Below are 18,259 nucleotides of genomic sequence, written 5' to 3'. Positions count from 1 at the left end.
TAACGACCCGCCACTCAGGGCATCTCGACCACGACGCGGCCGCGAATCCTGCCTTCCACGATGTCGGCCGCAGCGGAAATGACGTCCCCGAAGGGCACGAGCGTAGACAGGGCCGCGAGCTTGGCATGGTCGAGTTCCGTGGCGATCCGACGCCAGGCCTCCAGCCGCAGTTCCTTCGGCGCCATGACGGAATCGACGCCGAGCAGCGAGACGCCGCGCAGGATGAACGGGGCGACGCTCGCCGGCAGGTCCATGCCCTGCGCCAGGCCGCAGGCCGCCACAGCCCCGCCATAGGAGGTCATCGACAGCACGTTCGCCAGCGTGTGGCTGCCCACCGCGTCGACGCCGCCCGCCCAGCGCTCCTTGCCGAGCGGCTTCGCCGGACCGGACAGCTCGTCGCGGGCGATGATCTCGGCCGCGCCCAGCCCCTTCAGATAGTCGGCCTCGGCGGGACGGCCGGTCGAGGCGATGACGTGATGGCCGAGGCCGGCGAGCAGGGCCACCGCCACGGAGCCGACGCCGCCGGCGGCTCCGGTGACCACGACGGGTCCGCGTGCCGACGTAATGCCGTGGCGCTCGAGCGCCATGACGCACAGCATGGCCGTGTAGCCCGCCGTGCCGACCGCCATTGCATCGCGCGCGCTCATGCCCTCGGGCAGCGGCACCAGCCAGTCGCCATTGACCCGGGCGCGGGCCGCATAGGCGCCGTAATGGGTCTCGCCGACGCCCCAGCCATTGAGGATGACCCTGTCGCCTTCCTTCCAGCCCGCATGGCTGGTGCGGGTGACCGTGCCGGCGAAGTCGATGCCCGGAACCAGCGGGAAGCGGCGGACGACGGGCGCCTTTCCGGTGATGGCGAGCCCGTCCTTGTAGTTCACCGTGGTGGCCTCGACGGCAACGGTGACATCGCCCTCCATCAGGTCGTCCTCGGTCAGCTCGACCATGTCGACGGACTGGTTCTTGTCCTCGTCGCGCGAAATCAGAACCGCCTGAAACCTATCCGTCATCGCTTACCTCGGCTTGCCGTTGAATGATACCGGACGGACTTTGCGGCGATGGCGGCGCGCGGTCAATCCGTCTGCTTGCCGCGCGCGGCGCGGGCGCGCCGCCAGTCGAGCAGCTCGTCGAGGATCACCAGCCCCGCGCCGACCGTGATGAAGGCGTCCGCCAGGTTGAAGATGGCGAAGGACCAGACCGGCGTGTGGAAGTAGATGTAGTCGGTCACGTAGCCGTTGGTCAGCCGGTCGATCAGGTTGCCAAAGGCGCCGCCCAGGATGAGCGCGAAGCCGAGCCTGGCCCAGTGCTGCGCGGCGCCCGTGCGCATCGCCAGATAGCCGATGAAAACGATCACCCCCGCCATGACGATGCTCAGGCCGGTGCCGCTCATGCCGGAGAACATCGAGAAGGCGATGCCGGTGTTGCGCGCGTGGAGCAGCGCCAGGAAGGGCAGGACGTCGATCTTCTCGTGCAGCGGCAGCGTCGTCTCGACCAGTTCCTTGACGAGCTGGTCGGCCAGCGCGAAGGCCAGCGTCAGGAGACCGTAGAGCGCGATGGCGCGCGGGTTCATGCCTTGCTCCTGTCTTCGAGCGGCAGTGCGTGGCGGCGAATCTCGTAGAGCATCACGCCGGTGGCGACCGCCAGGTTGAGCGAATCGGCGCGCCCGGCCTGCGGGATGCGCACCAGCGTGTCGCAGGCCGACGCCAGGTTTTCGGGCAGGCCCTGCTGCTCGTTGCCCATCATCAGCAGGGTCGGCCCCTTGCGGTAATCGACCGTGCGGTAATCGACCGAGCCTTCGAGATGCGTGCCGACCATGCGCCCCGCATAGCCGCGCCGCCAGGCGAGGAACGCCTCCGGACTGGCGCGGACGATCGGCACGGCGAAGATCGAGCCCATCGTGGCGCGCACCGTCTCGATGGAGAACGAGTCCGTGCAGTCACCGACGAGGATGACGCCCTTGGCGCCCACCGCATCGGCGGTGCGCAGGATGGTTCCGAGATTGCCGGGATCGCGCACCCGGTCGAGCGCCACCCAGACATCGGCGTCAGCCGGCCTGACCGCGTCGAGCGGGAGCGTCTTCTGCTCGAACACGCCGACGACCATCTGCGGGTTGTCGCGCCGAGTCACCGCCGAAAGAACTTTCTCGCTGACCACGAGCACCAGGCCGCCGGCGGCGACGGTGCGGGCGGCCAACCTTTCCACCGCGTCGTTGCCGCGGCCGGCCTTGGCGTAGAGCAGCGTGCGGATCGTCCAGCCGGCCTCGAAGGCATCGATGACCAGCTTCAGACCCTCGGTCATGAAGAGATGCTCACGGTCGCGGAATTTCTTCAGCGCCAGGGCGCGGATATCCTTGATGATCGGATTGGTCAGGCTGGTGACTTCCTTCACCTGCCCCGGCGCCCGCCGCTCTCTTTCATGCCCGCTCATGTGGCCACCCAGCGCGAGAACAGGGAGGTCGACAGCGCGCGGCCCGCCGACTGCTCGCGGATCACCAGCTCGCCCGATTCCACGCAGCCGCCCATGCCGGCGAAGGTGTCGCGCATCAGCGCGTGGATGGCGAAAAAGGACGCCCGGATGGAATAGGCGGTGAGCACCACGGCCAGCGGCTTCGGCGTCAGGATCGAGCGGCAGAGATTTGCCAGATAGGGCAGGTCTTCGAACAGCTGCCAGACCTCGCCCTTGGGTCCACGCCCGTAGGCCGGCGGGTCGAACAGGACGATGTCATAGGCATTGCCGCGCCGTTCCTCGCGCTCGGCGAATTTTACCGCATCCTCGCAGATCCAGCGGATCGGCCTGTCCGAAAGGCCGGCCATCTCCTGGTTCTCGCGCGCCCAGCCGATCGCCTTCTTCGACGCGTCCACATGAGTCACCTCGGCGCCGGCGCGCGCCGCGACGAGCGAGGCAAGACCGGTATAGCCAAACAGGTTCAGGACCTTGACGGGGCGCCCCGCCCCGCGCACCAGCGTTTCCATATGCGACCAGTGCGTCGCCTGCTCTGGGAAAACCCCGACATGGCGGAAAGAGGTGAAGCGGCCGAGATAGTCGATCCCGTCATGGCGCATCGGCCAGGTTTCGCCGAGCGGTTCGCGCGGGAAGCGCCAGCGGCCCATGCCTTCCTCGTCCGTGTCGCCGGTGAAGACGGCATCCGCTTCGTTCCATTCGAGCGGGCCCAGCGCCGGCTGCCAGATGGCCTGGCCCTCGGGCCGGACGATGCGATAGGGACCGTACTGCTCCAGCTTGCGCCCCGCGCCGGAATCGATCAGCGCATAGTCCTCATTGGGCAGCACTTCGAGAATGACCGGAAGGCGCTCGTCGGGCAGCTTTCCGGCACGGCGCGGCGGCGCCGGGCGCGCGCTCTGCTCGGCCTGCCGCTGCGGCTTCTCGCGCGGCTCCGGCGATCTTCGGGGTTCGCGCCGGTCATTCCGGTGCTTGGCGCGCGCAGGCTTCAATCGGGTCTCCGGGGTCCTAGACCCGTCCACCGTTCACGGAAACGCTGAACGGGTCAATCTCGTTGTTTTTCCGCGTTTATGCAGACGTCAGGTGATTCCACCTGACTGCAAAACGCCATAGCCAATCCGGTGTCATCGCCCGCGCTTCTGCCACAGGCCACGCCGGCAGGCAACACGCCTCACGTGCGGCTGCACCGCTCGTAAACGGCGATGCCGGCCGCCAGATCCTCGATCGCCGCCCCGACCGACTTGAACAGCGTGATCTCGTCCGCGCTTTTGCGGCCCGGCTTCTCGCCGCGCGTCAGCTCGTAGAGATCGCCCCTGATATCCTCTTCCTTCAGCGCACCCGACTTGAGTGCCTGCACGATGTCGCCCGCTTCCTTGACCGCCGCGGCGCGCGTATCGACGAACACGGCCGCGCGGGCGACGGCCTCGTCATCGCTCTCGCGCATCGTCGGCGTGAAGGCGCCGATGAGGTCCACATGCGTTCCGGGCTTCAGGACGGCGCCGCGCACCAGCGGCGTCGAGGACAAGGTGGCGCAGGAAACGATGTCGGCCTCCGCGACCGCCCGGTCGAGATCGTCCACGGCTGCGGCATCCATGCCTTCGTCGCGCAGCGCCGCCGCGACCTTGACCGCATTCTCCGGAGAACGGTTCCAGATGCGGACGGTGCGGATGGGACGAACCGCGGAATGGGCGCGCGCGAGCAGCGGCGCCAGCGCGCCGGCGCCGACGATCAGCAGCCGCGAGGCGTCCTCGCGCGCCAGATACGAGGCGGCGAGCCCCGAAGCGCAGGCTGTGCGCCAGACCGTCAGGCTCTGGCCATCGATCAACGCCAGCGGCTCGCCCGTCTGGCCGTTCATCAGCAGATAGACCGCCATCACCGCCGGCTTGCCGATGGCGTTGTTGTCCGGCGAAACCGTCGCGATCTTGACGCCGACATAGCCGTTCTCCCCGCTCGAGACGGTGGAGAAGTCGCTCCAGGCGGGCATCAGGAGCAGCGTCGAATCGCTGCCTTCAGGCCGTTCAACCGTATGATGATGCCGCACGGGCTGCACCGCGCCCTTGCGGAAGGCCGTGCGCAGCGTTTCGACCAGATCCGCCGAAGTCAGACAGGCATCGACCTGGGCCGCCGAGATATTCAGCATCAGTAACCTCTATCGTTCTGGGGGATCTTTGACCGGAATGATCGCTTCATGGAAACGCCGGGCGGTTCGCCGGCGCTGTAACACTTTGAAATGATGCACGTTCGTTGTCTTTCAAATGAATTCATTTGAAAGCGACATGCATCAGGAAGAATGCGGCAGTTGCGGCATGCCGCCGGCGCGGGCGGGCGCTTCGCGCAGCTTGTCGACTTCCTTCTTCCGTTCGCGCGCGATGCGCCGGTAGCGCCCCTGGCGCAGCCAGGTGGCCATGCTGCCGATGACGATGCCCAGACCGAGCGCGGCGAAAAGATAGATGAACAGCGGCCACTCGATGGTGAGAAGCGGATTGCCGGGATTGAAGGGATCGAGCGTGAAAGGCGCGGCGCCCCGGTTGGCGACCGCCAGGGCGATGATGATCACGGCCAGCGGCACGAGAACGACGACAAGAAGAATGCGATTGGCCATTGGGCGTCCATTGCTGGATTGGTCATCCCCGCAGGGATGCTATTTCTCGAGGTTGAGCCGCTCGCGCAATTCCTTGCCGGTCTTGAAGAACGGCACCCACTTCTCCTCGACCTCGACCGATTCACCGGTGCGCGGGTTGCGCCCGACGCGAGCCGGGCGGTTCTTGACCGAAAAGGCGCCGAATCCCCTCAGTTCGACACGATTGCCGTCCGCTAACGCATCCGAGATCTCCTCGAAGATCGCGTTGACGATGTTTTCCACGTCACGGAGATAGAGATGCGGATTGCGGTTGGCGATTGTCTGCACGAGTTCCGACTTGATCATGGATTCTGTTTCCGCCGCTGGATTGGACTTGTTCCCGTCGCCCTGATTGCCTGGCACTTGGATGATTTTGCTTGGTTTTTCAGTCAGGCTAATTGTTATTTTCAGGTTGCCAGACCGATAGCAGACCGTCAAGGAACATGCGATCCGCGCCGAGTTCGCGAAGGATGTCGGCGGCGTTCAGCGGGGAACCGAAAAGGCGCGACGCCATCTCGGGGAGGAAGAAGCCGCCGCCGATCTGGCTTTCCTTCCATTCGACGATTTCCAGCCTGTCGCTGACGCCCTTCGACACCAGCCAGGCCTTCGCCTCGCGCTCGCCGCCCAGTTCATCGACCAGCTTGCGTGTCGCCGCCTGACGTCCGGTGTAGACCGCGCCGTCGGCCAGCTTCAGCACTTCCTCGCGCGACAGGGGACGCCGCTCCGCGACCAGATCGACGAACCAGTCATAGCTGTCGAGGATCATCGAGCGGATCATGGCGCGCTCCTCCTCCGTCGTCGGGTTGAACGGCGAAGGCTCCGCCTTCATGGGCGACGACTTCACCTCTTCCAGCTTGATGCCGAGCTTGTCCATCAGGCCGGTGACATCGGGGAACTGGAACAGGACGCCGATGGAACCGACGATGGACGACTGGCGGGCGACGATGTGGTCGGCCGCGCTGGCGATCATATAGCCAGCGGAGGCAGCGAGCGTGCCCACCTGCGCCACCACCGGCTTTTCGGCCGCGACGCGGCGGATTTCCTCATAGATCGCCTCGCCGCCGGCGGTGGTCCCGCCGGGCGAATCGATCGTGACGATCAGGCCCTTCACCGAAGGCGCCTTGCGGATGCGGTCGAGCCGCTCCAGCAATGCGTCGTCCTCGAGGATCGTGCCGGTGATCTTCACCTGAGCGATGTGGTCCGACGAGACATCGACCGAGCCGCCCAGCAGACGCTGCGTCGCGAAGGCGATGGCGAGCACGATCACCGCCAGCGCGACGACGCGCCAGAAGGTCAGCTTTCGCCTGAGACGTCGCCGGTCGATCAGGTCATCCGCTCGAATGGACATATCCGCCTCGCTTGCAACGGGAATGATGATTGTGGACCAGCGCCTTGTAGTCGAAACGGCATTTAGGGGCTACCGCCTTTGTGCAAGAATCCGGTCCGGCAGGCCCAGGTTGCATGAAATGCACGAAATGCGCGCCAAAGCGCGGCAAACCGCGCCTAAATCATTGTCGTTAATCAAAAAATAGCCATATTGGGGTGAAAATCAAACAGCGATGGCGTACTGAGGGTCTGGAATTTTCCCGCCACGCATACCAGGTTTATCGTCGGCGAACGCTTGCTGACGCCATGGGCTTCGTGTTTTCGAACCGGCAGCGACGCCGATGGCGCTCATCGCATGTTTGATCTGGCCTCGCCATGGTGCCCGGCCCCGAATGAGCGGAACTGCAGTATGAGCCATCCAGTCACCGGTGATGCCCAGGGGCGCGGCGACGACGCCCGAAGCCAGGCGATCCGTGGTAGCGAGCGCGACGACGCCGCCTTTGCGCGCGCCGCGCGCCACTCGGACCGCGTGCGGCTCCTGAAATTCCTGCTGCCGGCATTGGCGGCCGTCATCAGCATCGCTTTCGTCGGGTATTCCTTCTTCGCATCGGCGCCGCGCGGCGCGGTCGATCTTGCTTCCGCCTCGATCGAGGGGGGCTCGCTCGTCATGTCCAGCCCGGAGCTGAACGGTTTCACCAACGACGACCTGCCCTACAAGATGACCGCCGAGCGCGCACGGCAGAAGATCGGCGGCCAGGACATCATCGAGCTCGAGGGCATCCGCGCGCATGTGCCGGTGGACAAGGAGACCTTCGCCACCATCGAGGCGGCGGACGGGGTCTACAACCGTGGCGAGAACCGCCTCGACATCGACAGCCCCATCTCCCTGAAAACCACCTCCGGCATCACAGCCATCCTTCAGTCGGCGCAGATCGACATCGAGGGCAGCAGCCTCGAATCGTCGAAGCCGGTGGAGATCGAACTTGACGGGACGCGCATTGCAGCCGATTCATTCGCCGCAAGCGAAGGTGGAAAAGTGTTCGTTTTCGACAAGCGCGTGCGTGTGACCATCGATCCGTCGCAGGTCCGACAGACCGCGCGGTCTGCCAATCAGGGCAATTAAGGGGAATATGATGCGCATCAACCAGCTCTCCCGGGCGCTTCTCGGACTGGGCCTTCTGGCCGGCCTTCCGGCAGCAGCCCTTGCCCAGGACGCGCAGAGTCGCCTGACCGGCCTGCAGCTTTCCGGAGACCAGCCCATCCAGATCGAGAGCGAGAGACTGGAAGTGCGCGAAGGGGAGAGCGTCGCCGTGTTCTCCGGCAATGTCTCCGTGGTGCAGGGGGCGACCCTGCTGAAGGCCGGCACGATGACCGTCTACTACCTCAAGGACGGCGGCTCGGCAGCCACCGGCAGCGCCAATATCGACCGGCTGGAAGTGGCGGGCAACGTCTATCTCAAGTCCGAGAAGCAGGTGGCGACCGGCGACCGCGGGACCTTCAACATGAAGACCGAGGTCCTCGAGCTTTCCGGCAAGGAAGTCGTCCTTTCGGAGGGCGAGAACGTGATCGTCGGCTGCAAGCTGACCGTGCAGATGAAGAGCGGGCTGGCGAAGCTCGACGGGTGCAAGGGCGGCGGTTCCGGCGGGCGCGTCAAGATGCTGCTGACCCCAGGCTCCCAGAACAATCGGTAAGCGGCCTTGATTTCCAGAAAACGCAAGCAGCCGACCGCAAAGCCGGCGGCCGAGAACCCGGCCAACGGCACGGCAAACGGCAATGGCCGCACCTACAAGGGCACGCTCATCGCGCGCGGCCTGACCAAGGCCTACAAGGGCCGTCAGGTGGTCAGCGGCGTCTCGATCGGCGTGCGCGCCGGCGAGGCCGTCGGCCTCCTGGGTCCCAACGGCGCCGGCAAGACCACATGCTTCTACATGGTCACCGGCCTGGTGCCGGTCGACCAGGGCACGATCCACATCGACGGCCATGACGTGACGTCGATGCCGATGTATCGCCGCGCGCGGCTGGGCATCGGCTATCTGCCGCAGGAGGCGTCGATCTTTCGCGGCCTGAGCGTCGAGCAGAACATCCGCGCCATCCTCGAAGTGGTGGAGCCGAGCCGCAAGGAGCGCGAGAAGAACCTCGATTCCCTGCTCGAGGAGTTCAACATCAGCCATTTGCGCAAGTCGCCCTCGGTGGCGCTTTCGGGCGGCGAGCGGCGGCGGCTGGAGATCGCCCGGGCCCTTGCCAGCCGGCCAAACTTCATGCTGCTCGACGAGCCGTTCGCAGGCATCGACCCGATCGCCGTCACCGACATCCAGCAGCTGGTGCGGCATCTCACGGCGCGCGGCATCGGCGTCCTGATCACCGACCACAATGTGCGCGAGACGCTCGGTCTGATCGACCGCGCCTACATCATCCATGCCGGCCAGGTGCTGACCCATGGCCGGCCCAACGACATCGTCGGCAATGCCGATGTGCGCCGTCTCTACCTGGGCGAAGGTTTTACCCTTTAGGCAAAAGCGGCGCCCGGCTGGCCCCTACGGCCAGTCGCCTGCAGCAGGCGGCGGTAACGGTTTTCTCCCATAGCGCTTGACAAGCAAAAGTCGGGCCAATTGAATCCAGCCCTGTTCCGGCATTGCCCGCCGGATGAAAGGGGCCTTTTCGCCGATGGTGCTTGCGCCGAAACTCCACCTGCGTCAGACGCAATCGCTGGTCATGACGCCGCAATTGCTGCAGTCGATCCGGCTGCTGCAGATGACGCATCTGGAGCTGACGCATTTCCTCGACAGCGAGATCGAGCGCAATCCGCTCCTCGAACGGCAGGAAGACGGCGACCGGGCCGGCGAATGGCGCGAGCAGGAAGCCACCGGAAAGACGGGAAACGATAGCCCGGCGGACAATACCGCCGAAGCCATCTCCGGCAAGCTCGACGCCTCCCTGGAGAATCTCTTTCCCGACGATCCGGGAACCCATGATCGGATCGGCCCCGATCTTTCCGCGCAGTGGAAATCCGCCGGCGGCAACGGCCTGCAGGCCGCGGGCGGCGGTTCCTATGACCTCGAGGACACGACGGCCGCGGCCCGCACGCTGCGCGACCATGTCAACGAGCAGATCGCGCTGGCTTTCACCGACCCGGCGCAGGTTCTGATCGCGCACGAACTGGCGGAGGGGCTGGACGAGGCCGGCTACATGCTGGCAGATCTCGACGAGATCGCAGAGCGCATCGGCGCCGCGCGGCCCCAGATGGACGCCGTTCTGGCGACCTGCCAGACCCTCGACCCGCCCGGACTGTTCGCCCGCAATCTGGCCGAGTGCCTCGCGCTGCAGCTCATCGCGCGCGACCGGTACGACCCGGCGATGCGGGCGATGGTCGACAATCTCGACCTCCTGGCGAAACGCGACTTCCAGGCGCTCGGGAGGCTGTGCGGCGTCGACGCGGAGGATCTGGCCGACATGCTTGCGGAGATCCGCACGCTGGACCCCAAGCCCGGCATGGCCTTCTCCACCGGCACCGCCGATCCGGTCGTGCCCGATGTGATCGTCAAGGCGGCGAGCGACGGCGGCTGGTCTGTCGAACTGAACCCGGAGACCCTCCCCCGTGTGCTGGTGAACGAAGCCTATTACGCGCGGGTTTCGACGCAGACGCGCGACGACGACCGGCATTTCCTGACCGAGTGCCTGCAGAACGCCAACTGGCTGGCGCGCAGCCTCGACCAGCGGGCCAAGACGATCCTCAAGGTGGCCTCGGAAATCGTCCGGCAGCAGGACGCGTTCCTGGTCGGCGGCGTCAGCCATCTGCGGCCGCTCAACCTGCGCACCGTGGCGGACGCCATCGGCATGCACGAATCCACCGTCAGCCGGGTGACGGTCAACAAATACGTGATGACGCCGCGCGGTACGTTCGAGCTGCGCTACTTCTTCTCGTCGGCCCTGGCCTCGGCGTCGGGCGGCGACGCGCACTCCTCGGAGGCGGTGCGCGGGCGCATCCGCCAGCTGATCGACGAGGAGCGGCCTGACGCCGTCCTTTCGGATGATGCGCTTGTGGATATGTTGCGTGGGGAAGGCATCGACATTGCCCGGCGCACCGTCGCCAAGTACCGGGAAGCACTCAACATTCCGTCGTCGGTGCAACGCCGCCGCGAGAAGAAGATGCTGGCCGCAGCCGCGCGTGGCGGACGCAGCGCCGCGTGATCCGGCCGGCCTGTCGATTGACAAGCACAGCCGAACTCACTAGAAGCCCGCCGGCATAAGGCTTTGAGCCGAAACGGGCCCGAACAGGGGTCGCTGGCGCTGAACATCGGAAAAGGAAAACGCGGCCGAAACGAACATCACAATCCGCCGCGGCACCTTGTACATGCAAGCCACACGTATAAACTCACACCGTTCGATGTCTGATCAGGAAAGGTCTGTTTTCAGATGAGCTTACGCATTTCCGGGAAGCACATGGACATCGGCGAGACGTTTCGCTCGCGCATCGAGGAGCGGATCGGTGAGGCCGTCGACAAGTATTTCGATGGCGGGTTTGCCGGCCGCGTTACCGTAGAGAAGGCAGGATCCCGTTATTCCGCCGATTGCATGGTCCATCTCGACACCGGGATGGTGCTGCAGGGGACCGGCGAGGCACAGGATCCGCAGTTCGCATTCGACGCCGCCGCAGAGCGGATCGAGAAGCGGCTGCGCCGCTACAAGCGCCGGCTGAAGTCGCACAGCCCCGGCCAGGGCGCCAACCCGATGGACATCGCCTACCGCGTCATGGCGGCGGTTGCCGACGACGAGGACGAGGTGCCCGAGGATTACGCGCCGACCGTGGTCGCCGAATCGACCATGGCCCTCAGCACGATGTCCGTCGCCTCCGCGGTCATGGAACTCGATACCAAGGACAATCCGGTTTTTGTCTTTCGCAATGCGGCCAACAACGAGGTGAACATCGTTTACCGACGCGCCGACGGCAATATCGGCTGGATCGACCCTTCCGCGGTAGCGCACGCATAGGTTCCGAGCCGGGTCACCACCGGTGAAAGCCGGTGGTAAGACAAGAGCAGAGGATGCATAGACATGGATCTGAGCGATCTGATCGAGCCAAAGGCAATCGTGCCGGCTTTGAAAGCGAATTCCAAAAAGCAGCTGTTGCAACTCCTGGCCGAGAAAGCGGCCAGCGTTACCGGGCTGCCCGAGCGGGAGATCTTCGACACGATCCTGCAGCGCGAGCGGCTTGGGTCCACGGGCGTCGGCAATGGCATCGCCATTCCGCACGGAAAACTGCCCGGGATCGAGCGCATCACCGGCGTTTTCGCCCGGCTTGAGACACCGGTGGACTTCGAAGCGATCGACGACCAGCCGGTCGACCTGATCTTCCTGCTGCTGGCGCCGGAAGGTGCCGGAGCCGACCATTTGAAGGCCCTTTCGCGCATCGCCCGCGTGCTGCGCGACGCCGATACGATGGCCAAGATCCGCGGCACGAAGGATGCCGCGGCAATCCACAGCTTCCTCGCGGAAACGCCGGCTTCCAACGCCGCCTGAAGGGCTTCGCGCTCAGGCCGGAATGGCCTCCTGCGTGACCATGACATCGATCGCCGAGAACGGCCCTGCCGGGTCGTTGCCGCGCCGGATGTGCATGCGGCGGGCAGCCAGATCCATGGCAATGGTGCAGACCGTTCCCTTACGACCGAGAAAGCCGGTGCTGTCCGCATAGGGCGCGAGGATGGCGTGCTTGTCATGTTGCCGGTCCGACAGCACCTCCTTGAGGCGATCAAGGCCGGCCGGCGTGCCGGGCGCGGTCAGCGTTCGGATGCGCGAGAGGCGCGCCGAGGAGTTTTCCAGAAGCTCCGGATCGACCGGCGCGATGCAGGTCAGATAATGGTTGGTATGCGTCGTGGCGTGAACGCCCGGTTTCAGACGCCGCGCGACATCCCCCTCGTACTCTATGTTGATGCCCCGCCCGTCGCTGCCGGCGATCAGGAGATTGAGCGAGCGGCCGACGCCCGCGCGGGCAAGAACATCCTCCACATCCTCCCATGAACGCGCCTCCAGCAAGGCGCGCAGTAGGACGTGCGAGGGCAGGCCGAGTGTCGGCTTGGGGGTCGGCAGGAAGTTCAGGCAGACGGCGAAACCGGCATCGTTGAGGCCGATCTTCGCCAGGATGCCGGGTTCGGTCATGGTCAGGAAACGGCGTCCCTGCTCGTCCTCGCTGCGGATCAGCACCACCAGCGCCTCGAGCGGCTCGGCCCAGTCCCAGTTTTGCCCCACATGTGGCGTGCCGGTGTAGTGGACCGCCGTGCATTCGCCGGCGGACAGCGCCGACAGGAGTTCGCTACGCGCGTTGAGCGCGTAGATCCAGCGCGGATCCACATCGGCGCCGAAGGCGATGCCTTCGATTTCATCGCAAAGCCGCCCATCGAAGGCCGCGATGCCGGTGCGATAGCGGTCGGCAACAGCAAAGATCTCCGCTTCCGGCCGGGCGAAATAGGCCTGATAGATGGAGACGGTGCGCGCGATGCGATCCGCGAAGGCCGCGCCGATCTGCTCGCCGCGACGGCGCGAGCTTCCCCGGACGTCGAGAAGTGGAAATTCCGCGTTGCTGCTGGTCATGGCTCGCTCCCGGACAGGATGACGCCGCTTCTTGCGTTCATCCGTCCTCGCCGCGATGCCGGGCGGTGTCAAGGTCCAGCGGCGGGACCTTGACCGGCCAGAAGCCTCTGGCGCGAGGCGGGCGGCGGGATGCGCCCGGAGCCGTTCATCGCTTCCCGCATTCATGCGGACGCCGGGTGATCCCGCCCGGTTGCAAGTGCTTTAATGCAGGCTGACCGTCTCCAGATCGTTCTGGAAGGCGCCGGCCAGCGCCGCGTCGCGCGCATCGGCGAGCAGGATCGGCTGGCCGTTGGCGGCGAACAGCGCCCATAAGCGCGTGCCCGGCGTCAGGTCGGGCATGCCCGGGAACTTGCCCTGCAGATCCTCGGCATCCATTTCGCGCATGTAGGCGACGGCGCCCTCGCCGATATGGGCGAGCTGCTGCCGGGTGATGGCGATCTTGCGTTCGTGCTCGGTCATGTCAGCCTCCTTAGCGCGGGTGTTTCATCCAGAAACCTGCCCGCTGAAGAGCCCAGGTTCCGGCCGGGTCAGCCCGTCCGGTTTCCTCCCGAATAAGACCAGTGTGTTAGTCTTTCACGGAAATGTTTATTTTTTGTACCAGCCGTTCCGGTTCCGGCCTGTCGAGATCGATGGAGAGAAGTCCGTTCTTCAGGTCGGCGGAGATCACCCGCATGCCCTCGGCCAGCACGAAGATGCGCTGGAACTGGCGCGCCGCGATGCCGCGGTGCAGGTATTCCCGCTCGACTTCCTCGCCCTGCCGGCCACGGATGACGAGCTGGTTTTCCTCGGTCGTCACATCCAGGTCCTCGGCGCTGAAGCCTGCCACGGCCAGCGTGATACGCAGGGTCTCGCCACGGCCCTCGACGGCTCTGATCCGCTCAATGTTGTAGGGCGGGTAGCCATCGCCCGATTTGGCGATCCGCTCGAGGGTCTTCTCCATGCTGTCGAACCCGAGAAGGAGCGGATTCGAGAAAGGCGTCATACGCGTCATTTTCGTGTGTCCTCAAAGAGCGACGTGGATGGAAGAAAACCCTTGCGGCATTCCCTTCGACTTCTCTGATATGGTTGCTAACAATATCTCTTTCAAGCATTTCAGGGGGCCACCGCATGACGGCAGCGCGCAAGATCATCATCGACACGGATCCGGGCCAGGACGACGCCTTGGCCATATTACTGGCGCTGGCAAGCCCGGAACTCGAGGTCGTCGGCATCACCGCCGTTGCCGGAAACGTGCCCCTTGCGCTGACCGAGAAGAACGCCCGTAAGATCTGCGAGCTGGCGGGACGACCCGACACGCCGGTGTTCGCCGGCGCGGAGCGGCCTCTGCTGCGCGATCTGGTGACGGCGGAGCATGTCCATGGCCGCACCGGCCTCGACGGACCCGACCTGCCGGAGCCACGGATGGCGCTGCAGGAGCAATGTGCGGTCGATTTCATCGTCGAGACGCTGATGGCGCATGACGAGGACGAAATCACGCTCTGCCCGCTGGGGCCGCTCACCAACATCGCATTGGCGCTGATCCGCGAGCCGCGCATCGCGCCGCGCATCCGCGAGATCGTGCTGATGGGCGGCGGCTTCTTCGAAGGCGGCAATGTCACGCCCGCCGCCGAATTCAACATCTATGTCGACCCCCACGCGGCCGAAGTGGTGCTGCGTTCCGGCGTGCCGATCGTGATGATGCCGCTCGATGTCACGCACAAGGCGCTGACGACGCGCAAACGCGTCGAGGCGCTGCGTGACATCGGCACACCGGTCTGTCTGGCGGCGGCGATGCTGCTCGATTTCTTCGAGCGCTTCGACGAGGAGAAATACGGCACGGATGGCGGGCCGCTGCACGACCCCTGCGTCATCGCCTATCTGCTGCAGCCCGACCTGTTCCGCGGGCGCACCTGCAACGTGACCGTCGAGACCGGCTCGGAACTGACGATGGGCATGACGGTGATGGACTGGTGGCGCGTGACCGAACGGCCGCAGAACGCGCTCGTCATGCGCGATATCGACGCCGACGGGTTCTTCGCCCTGCTCACAGAGCGGCTCGCGCGGCTCTGATCAGCGGGCCCGCGACAGCGCAATCCACAAGCCGCCGCCCATGAGGAAACCACCGCCGATGCGGGCGATCTGGCGCATGCGGCGCGGCGTCAGGCGCTGGCCGATGCTGCCCGAGGCGACGGCGTAGCCGCCGTCCGAAGCCGCCGAGAACAGCAGAGCCGTCACCCCCATGATGGCGATCTGCACGGCATGATTGGCGGCGGGATCGATGAACTGGGGCAGGAGCGCGCCGAAGAACAGAAGCTGCTTGGGATTGCCCATCGAGACCAGAAAGCCCTGCATGAAGAAGCCGCCGCGCGGCGCGGCGCGCTGCTGCCCCTCCGCCACGCCTTCGCCGCTCGCCCGGATCATCTTCCAGCCGAGCCAGCAGAGATAGGCCGCACCGATGAGCTTGACCCATTCGAACCAGTGGCCCGCCACCTCGATCAGGGAGGTCAGGCCGATACCGGCGATGGCGATCATGATCGTCAGGGAGACAAGCGTCCCGGCCACATTGAGCAATCCCGCGCGCATGCCGTGGCGCATTCCGTTGGCGACGATCAGCATGTTGGTCGGCCCCGGAACCACCGTCGCCACAAGGCAGACGACGAAGAAGGCGGTGTAGGTCTCAAGCGACATCGGCATTTCCTCCACGCTTATAGTGTTTGCAGTCAGGTGGAATCACGTGACGTCCGCATAAATGCGGAAAAAACAAACAGGTAGAGCGTCCTTGTGCGTCCAAATGGACGCACAAGGACGCTCTAGAATGCACGCCGCCACCGGCGCGTCCAGCCCTCACGCGAGGGCGGCATCGACCTCCGCCTTCAGGGGAATGGCAGGCTGCGCGCCCGGTTTCAGGCAGGCGAGCGCACCGGCCGCCGCGGCGCGGCGCATGGCCTCTTCCAGCCCGAACCCCTCGGCCAGGCCGGCGGCGAGATAGCCGCAGAACGTATCGCCGGCCCCGACCGTGTCGACCGGCGTGACCTGAATCGTCGGAACGGTCAGGAAACCGTCCGGCGTCGCCGCCCAGGCACCGTCCGGGCCGAGCGTCACGATCATCACCCGGCCCGTTCTGCGGGCAAAGTCCTGCATCCGCGCGCGCCGGTCCGCGCCGTCGAGTTGCAGGAGCCCCGCATAGAGATCGAACTCGGTCTCGTTGGCGATGACATAGTCCGCCCTTCCCAGAAGGGCGGCCGCGTCGGGCCGGTAGGGCGCGGTGTTGAGCAGCGAGAAGGCGCGCGCTTTGGCGGCCGCATCGAGCGCCGCCTCGACGGTCTCAATGGGAATCTCCAGCTGCAGAAGCAGATGATCGCCCCCGGCAAGACCCGCGTCCGCCACGTCGGCAGGCCGGACTTCGGCATTGGCGCCCGAAATGACGGCGATGACGTTCTCCCCTGCCCGCTCGACCAGGATATGCGCCGTGCCGGTGGCGCTCCGCGCCGTGCGGACCGCCGAAAGATCGACCCCGTCCTCCTTCAGGAGGGCCAGCGCCTCGTCTGCGTAGGGATCGTTTCCAGCCGCCCCGACCATCCGGGTCCGCGCGCCGGCGCGGCGGGCCGCCAGCGCCTGATTTGCGCCCTTGCCGCCCGGCGCGGTGACAAAACTGTCGCCGGGCACGGTCTCTCCGGGCCTCGGCAGGCGTTCGACGGTGGCGATCAGATCGAGATTGATGGAACCGACGACGACGATCAAGGCAGTCTCCCACGCTGTTGGCGTGGGAAACTATCTGCTGGATCAGCGCTTCGCCAGCCTCAAACGGCCTGCGAGAGCTGGCCGGCCTCCCAACCGAGGATGGCGCGCTTGCGCGTCAGGCCCCAGTGATAGCCGGTGAGCGCCCCGGACTTGCCGACCGCGCGATGGCAGGGCACGACGAAGGAAACCGGGTTGGCGCCCACGGCGGCGCCCACGGCGCGCGATGCGGTCGGGTTGCCTATGTCGGCGGCGATGTCGGAATAGGCGCAGGCCTTGCCCATGGGAATTTTCAAGAGCGCGTCCCAGACGCGGACCTGGAAATCCGTGCCGATCAGCACCACGCGCAGCGGCTCCTCGGAGCGCCAGCGGCTCGGGTCAAACACCCGCGCGGCATAGGGCGCGGTCGCGCCGATATCCTCGATGAACTCAGCATTCGGCCAGCGCGAGGCCATGTCCTCGAAGGCGGCCCGTTCGCCGCCGGGATCGCAGAAGGCGAGCCCCGCAAGGCCGCGATCGGTGACCATCACCAGCGCCATTCCGAAAGGCGAGATGTGGATGCCGTGGCGAATGACGAGACCGGCGCCCCGCGCCTTGTACTCACCGGGCGAGATCGCCTCGTGGGTGACGAAAAGGTCGTGCAGGCGGCCGGGACCGGACATGCCAAGCTCGAAGGCGGTGTCGAGCAGGGGCAGGCCGGAATCGAGCAGCCGGCGCGCATGGTCGAGCGTCACCGCCTGCAGGAACGCCTTCGGCGACAGGCCGGCCCAGCGCGTGAAGAGCTTCTGCAGGCCGGTCGGCGTGTCACCCACTTCGGCGGCTATCTCCTCCAGCGAAGGCTGGTCGCGATAGTCGAGGCTGATCTTCTCGATCACGCGACGAACGATCTCGTAGTCGCCGCCCTCCGGCGTGACGTCGCGCAGCATCCGGGCTGTCTGCATGTTCATGGTTCTCGCTCCTGGCGCCTCTTCCCTTAGGAGCGGCGCGCATTCCGTTCATTCTTGGCATGAACATGCCCCGCCCGGCGGCGCCAAACCACCCGATTCCTGCCGAGTTCAGCGTCCTTTCGCGGTCGCCAGCGCACGGCCGAAAGCCGTCGCGAAACGCTCCCGGTCATCGGGGTTGAGGAAGCTGCCGAGCGATACGCTGCGGTCGCGCATTTCCACCGCCATGCCGGTAATGCCGATCTCATCGTGGCGGCTGACACGGAAACGCGTCCAGAACGGGTTGAAACTGTGCTCTTCGGCGCGGCCGGAGGCCGGCACCTTGCAGATGTCGAGGCTGGTGCGCGACAGGCGCACCTCCTCCCGGACCCGCGCGGCGCGGTAGTTCAGCCGGAACGCGATGTAGATCGCCAGCACGTCGAGGCCGAAGAAGCAGAACACCGGCCATGCGCCCATCCTGAGGAACACCGCGCCGAGCGTCAGCCAGACCAGCAGCAGGACACCCATGAGCAGCGCGAACCCCCGTCCGCTCAGCGAGCGATAGGGCTTGAGCAGCGCCTGGAACAGGGGCGCATCGCCAAAGTCGGGCGCGATCGTGTTTGTTTCGGCCATG

Annotated in this window: 22 protein-coding genes; 7 read left to right on the top strand and 15 right to left on the bottom strand. The window is 65.8% G+C overall.

Features of this window, described 5'->3' with window-relative positions; genetic code table 11:
• Positions 1-14 precede the first annotated feature (14 nt).
• The 8 genes from acuI to sppA form a co-directional block, all read right to left on the bottom strand.
• The gene (gene acuI, locus NA2_RS04815) at positions 15-1,007 is read right to left on the bottom strand and encodes an acrylyl-CoA reductase (NADPH) (RefSeq protein WP_008594801.1); all 993 of its coding nucleotides are present in this window, start codon (positions 1,005-1,007) and stop codon (positions 15-17) included.
• A gap of 62 nt (positions 1,008-1,069) precedes the next feature.
• Positions 1,070-1,567 (bottom strand): signal peptidase II, encoded by a 498-nt coding sequence (lspA, locus tag NA2_RS04810; protein ID WP_008594798.1) that lies wholly within the window; start codon positions 1,565-1,567, stop codon positions 1,070-1,072.
• Positions 1,564-2,424, bottom strand: a complete 861-nt coding sequence (locus tag NA2_RS04805) for a TrmH family RNA methyltransferase (protein WP_040676773.1) — start codon at positions 2,422-2,424, stop codon at positions 1,564-1,566. The genes lspA and NA2_RS04805 overlap by 4 nt, the downstream gene beginning before the upstream one ends.
• The gene (locus NA2_RS04800; RefSeq protein WP_008594795.1) at positions 2,421-3,446 is read right to left on the bottom strand and encodes an RsmD family RNA methyltransferase; all 1,026 of its coding nucleotides are present in this window, start codon (positions 3,444-3,446) and stop codon (positions 2,421-2,423) included. The genes NA2_RS04805 and NA2_RS04800 overlap by 4 nt, the downstream gene beginning before the upstream one ends.
• A 179-nt stretch (positions 3,447-3,625) precedes the next feature.
• The gene (gene lhpI / locus NA2_RS04795; RefSeq protein WP_008594793.1) at positions 3,626-4,594 is read right to left on the bottom strand and encodes a bifunctional Delta(1)-pyrroline-2-carboxylate/Delta(1)-piperideine-2-carboxylate reductase; all 969 of its coding nucleotides are present in this window, start codon (positions 4,592-4,594) and stop codon (positions 3,626-3,628) included.
• A gap of 141 nt (positions 4,595-4,735) precedes the next feature.
• Positions 4,736-5,056, bottom strand: coding sequence for a LapA family protein (locus NA2_RS04790; RefSeq protein WP_008594789.1), 321 nt, complete (start codon positions 5,054-5,056; stop codon positions 4,736-4,738).
• Positions 5,057-5,095: 39 nt separating this feature from the next.
• Positions 5,096-5,380: an integration host factor subunit beta gene (locus NA2_RS04785; RefSeq protein WP_008594786.1), complete on the bottom strand. Its 285-nt coding sequence runs from the start codon at positions 5,378-5,380 to the stop codon at positions 5,096-5,098.
• Positions 5,381-5,468: 88 nt separating this feature from the next.
• Positions 5,469-6,422, bottom strand: coding sequence for a signal peptide peptidase SppA (gene sppA / locus NA2_RS04780; protein ID WP_008594784.1), 954 nt, complete (start codon positions 6,420-6,422; stop codon positions 5,469-5,471).
• A 387-nt stretch (positions 6,423-6,809) separates the two neighbouring features.
• On the opposite strand from sppA, the gene lptC reads away from it, so the two are divergent.
• The 6 genes from lptC to ptsN all read left to right on the top strand — a co-directional run bounded on the left by lptC (position 6,810) and on the right by ptsN (position 11,917).
• The gene (gene lptC, locus NA2_RS04775) at positions 6,810-7,523 is read left to right on the top strand and encodes an LPS export ABC transporter periplasmic protein LptC (RefSeq protein WP_008594782.1); all 714 of its coding nucleotides are present in this window, start codon (positions 6,810-6,812) and stop codon (positions 7,521-7,523) included.
• 7 nt (positions 7,524-7,530) lie between these two features.
• Positions 7,531-8,091: an LptA/OstA family protein gene (locus tag NA2_RS04770; protein WP_008594780.1), complete on the top strand. Its 561-nt coding sequence runs from the start codon at positions 7,531-7,533 to the stop codon at positions 8,089-8,091.
• 6 nt (positions 8,092-8,097) lie between these two features.
• A complete protein-coding gene (gene lptB, locus NA2_RS04765; RefSeq protein ID WP_008594778.1) occupies positions 8,098-8,910 on the top strand; it encodes an LPS export ABC transporter ATP-binding protein in 813 nt (270 codons plus the stop codon).
• Between the two features lie 154 nt (positions 8,911-9,064).
• Positions 9,065-10,588 (top strand): RNA polymerase factor sigma-54, encoded by a 1,524-nt coding sequence (rpoN, locus tag NA2_RS04760; RefSeq protein WP_008594776.1) that lies wholly within the window; start codon positions 9,065-9,067, stop codon positions 10,586-10,588.
• A 225-nt stretch (positions 10,589-10,813) separates the two neighbouring features.
• The gene (gene hpf / locus NA2_RS04755; protein WP_008594774.1) at positions 10,814-11,389 is read left to right on the top strand and encodes a ribosome hibernation-promoting factor, HPF/YfiA family; all 576 of its coding nucleotides are present in this window, start codon (positions 10,814-10,816) and stop codon (positions 11,387-11,389) included.
• A gap of 63 nt (positions 11,390-11,452) precedes the next feature.
• Positions 11,453-11,917, top strand: a complete 465-nt coding sequence (gene ptsN / locus NA2_RS04750) for a PTS IIA-like nitrogen regulatory protein PtsN (protein WP_008594771.1) — start codon at positions 11,453-11,455, stop codon at positions 11,915-11,917.
• Between the two features lie 12 nt (positions 11,918-11,929).
• On the opposite strand, the gene NA2_RS04745 is transcribed toward ptsN, so the two are convergent.
• The 3 genes from NA2_RS04745 to NA2_RS04735 form a co-directional block, all read right to left on the bottom strand.
• Complete coding sequence (locus NA2_RS04745; protein WP_008594768.1) at positions 11,930-12,985, bottom strand: C45 family autoproteolytic acyltransferase/hydrolase; 1,056 nt, start codon at positions 12,983-12,985, stop codon at positions 11,930-11,932.
• 201 nt (positions 12,986-13,186) lie between these two features.
• Entirely contained in the window at positions 13,187-13,444 is a 258-nt protein-coding gene (locus tag NA2_RS04740; protein ID WP_008594766.1) for a BQ00720 family protein, read from the bottom strand.
• 106 nt (positions 13,445-13,550) lie between these two features.
• On the bottom strand, positions 13,551-13,976 hold the full coding sequence (locus tag NA2_RS04735) for an Hsp20 family protein (RefSeq protein WP_008594764.1): 426 nt from the start codon (positions 13,974-13,976) through the stop codon (positions 13,551-13,553).
• 116 nt (positions 13,977-14,092) lie between these two features.
• Here NA2_RS04735 and NA2_RS04730 point away from each other — a divergent pair, with 116 nt between their 5' ends.
• Entirely contained in the window at positions 14,093-15,034 is a 942-nt protein-coding gene (locus NA2_RS04730; protein WP_008594762.1) for a nucleoside hydrolase, read from the top strand.
• Here NA2_RS04730 and NA2_RS04725 read toward each other — a convergent pair whose 3' ends face one another.
• From NA2_RS04725 to NA2_RS04710, 4 genes are all read right to left on the bottom strand, one after another.
• Complete coding sequence (locus NA2_RS04725; protein WP_008594760.1) at positions 15,035-15,652, bottom strand: LysE family translocator; 618 nt, start codon at positions 15,650-15,652, stop codon at positions 15,035-15,037.
• A 156-nt stretch (positions 15,653-15,808) separates the two neighbouring features.
• Positions 15,809-16,705, bottom strand: coding sequence for a ribokinase (locus tag NA2_RS04720; RefSeq protein ID WP_008594758.1), 897 nt, complete (start codon positions 16,703-16,705; stop codon positions 15,809-15,811).
• 59 nt (positions 16,706-16,764) lie between these two features.
• Positions 16,765-17,649 carry a methylated-DNA--[protein]-cysteine S-methyltransferase gene (locus tag NA2_RS04715; RefSeq protein WP_008594756.1) on the bottom strand — a complete coding sequence of 295 codons (885 nt, stop codon included), beginning with the start codon at positions 17,647-17,649 and terminating at the stop codon, positions 16,765-16,767.
• A 108-nt stretch (positions 17,650-17,757) separates the two neighbouring features.
• Positions 17,758-18,258: a DUF2244 domain-containing protein gene (locus NA2_RS04710; protein ID WP_008594754.1), complete on the bottom strand. Its 501-nt coding sequence runs from the start codon at positions 18,256-18,258 to the stop codon at positions 17,758-17,760.
• Between the last annotated feature and the right edge of the window lies 1 nt (position 18,259).

The organism is Nitratireductor pacificus pht-3B (assembly GCF_000300335.1).
In the GTDB taxonomy this organism is placed as follows: Bacteria; Pseudomonadota; Alphaproteobacteria; order Rhizobiales; family Rhizobiaceae; genus Nitratireductor; species Nitratireductor pacificus.
Note: the sequence above shows the minus strand (reverse complement) of the source record. Positions and strands in the feature narration are given on the sequence as shown.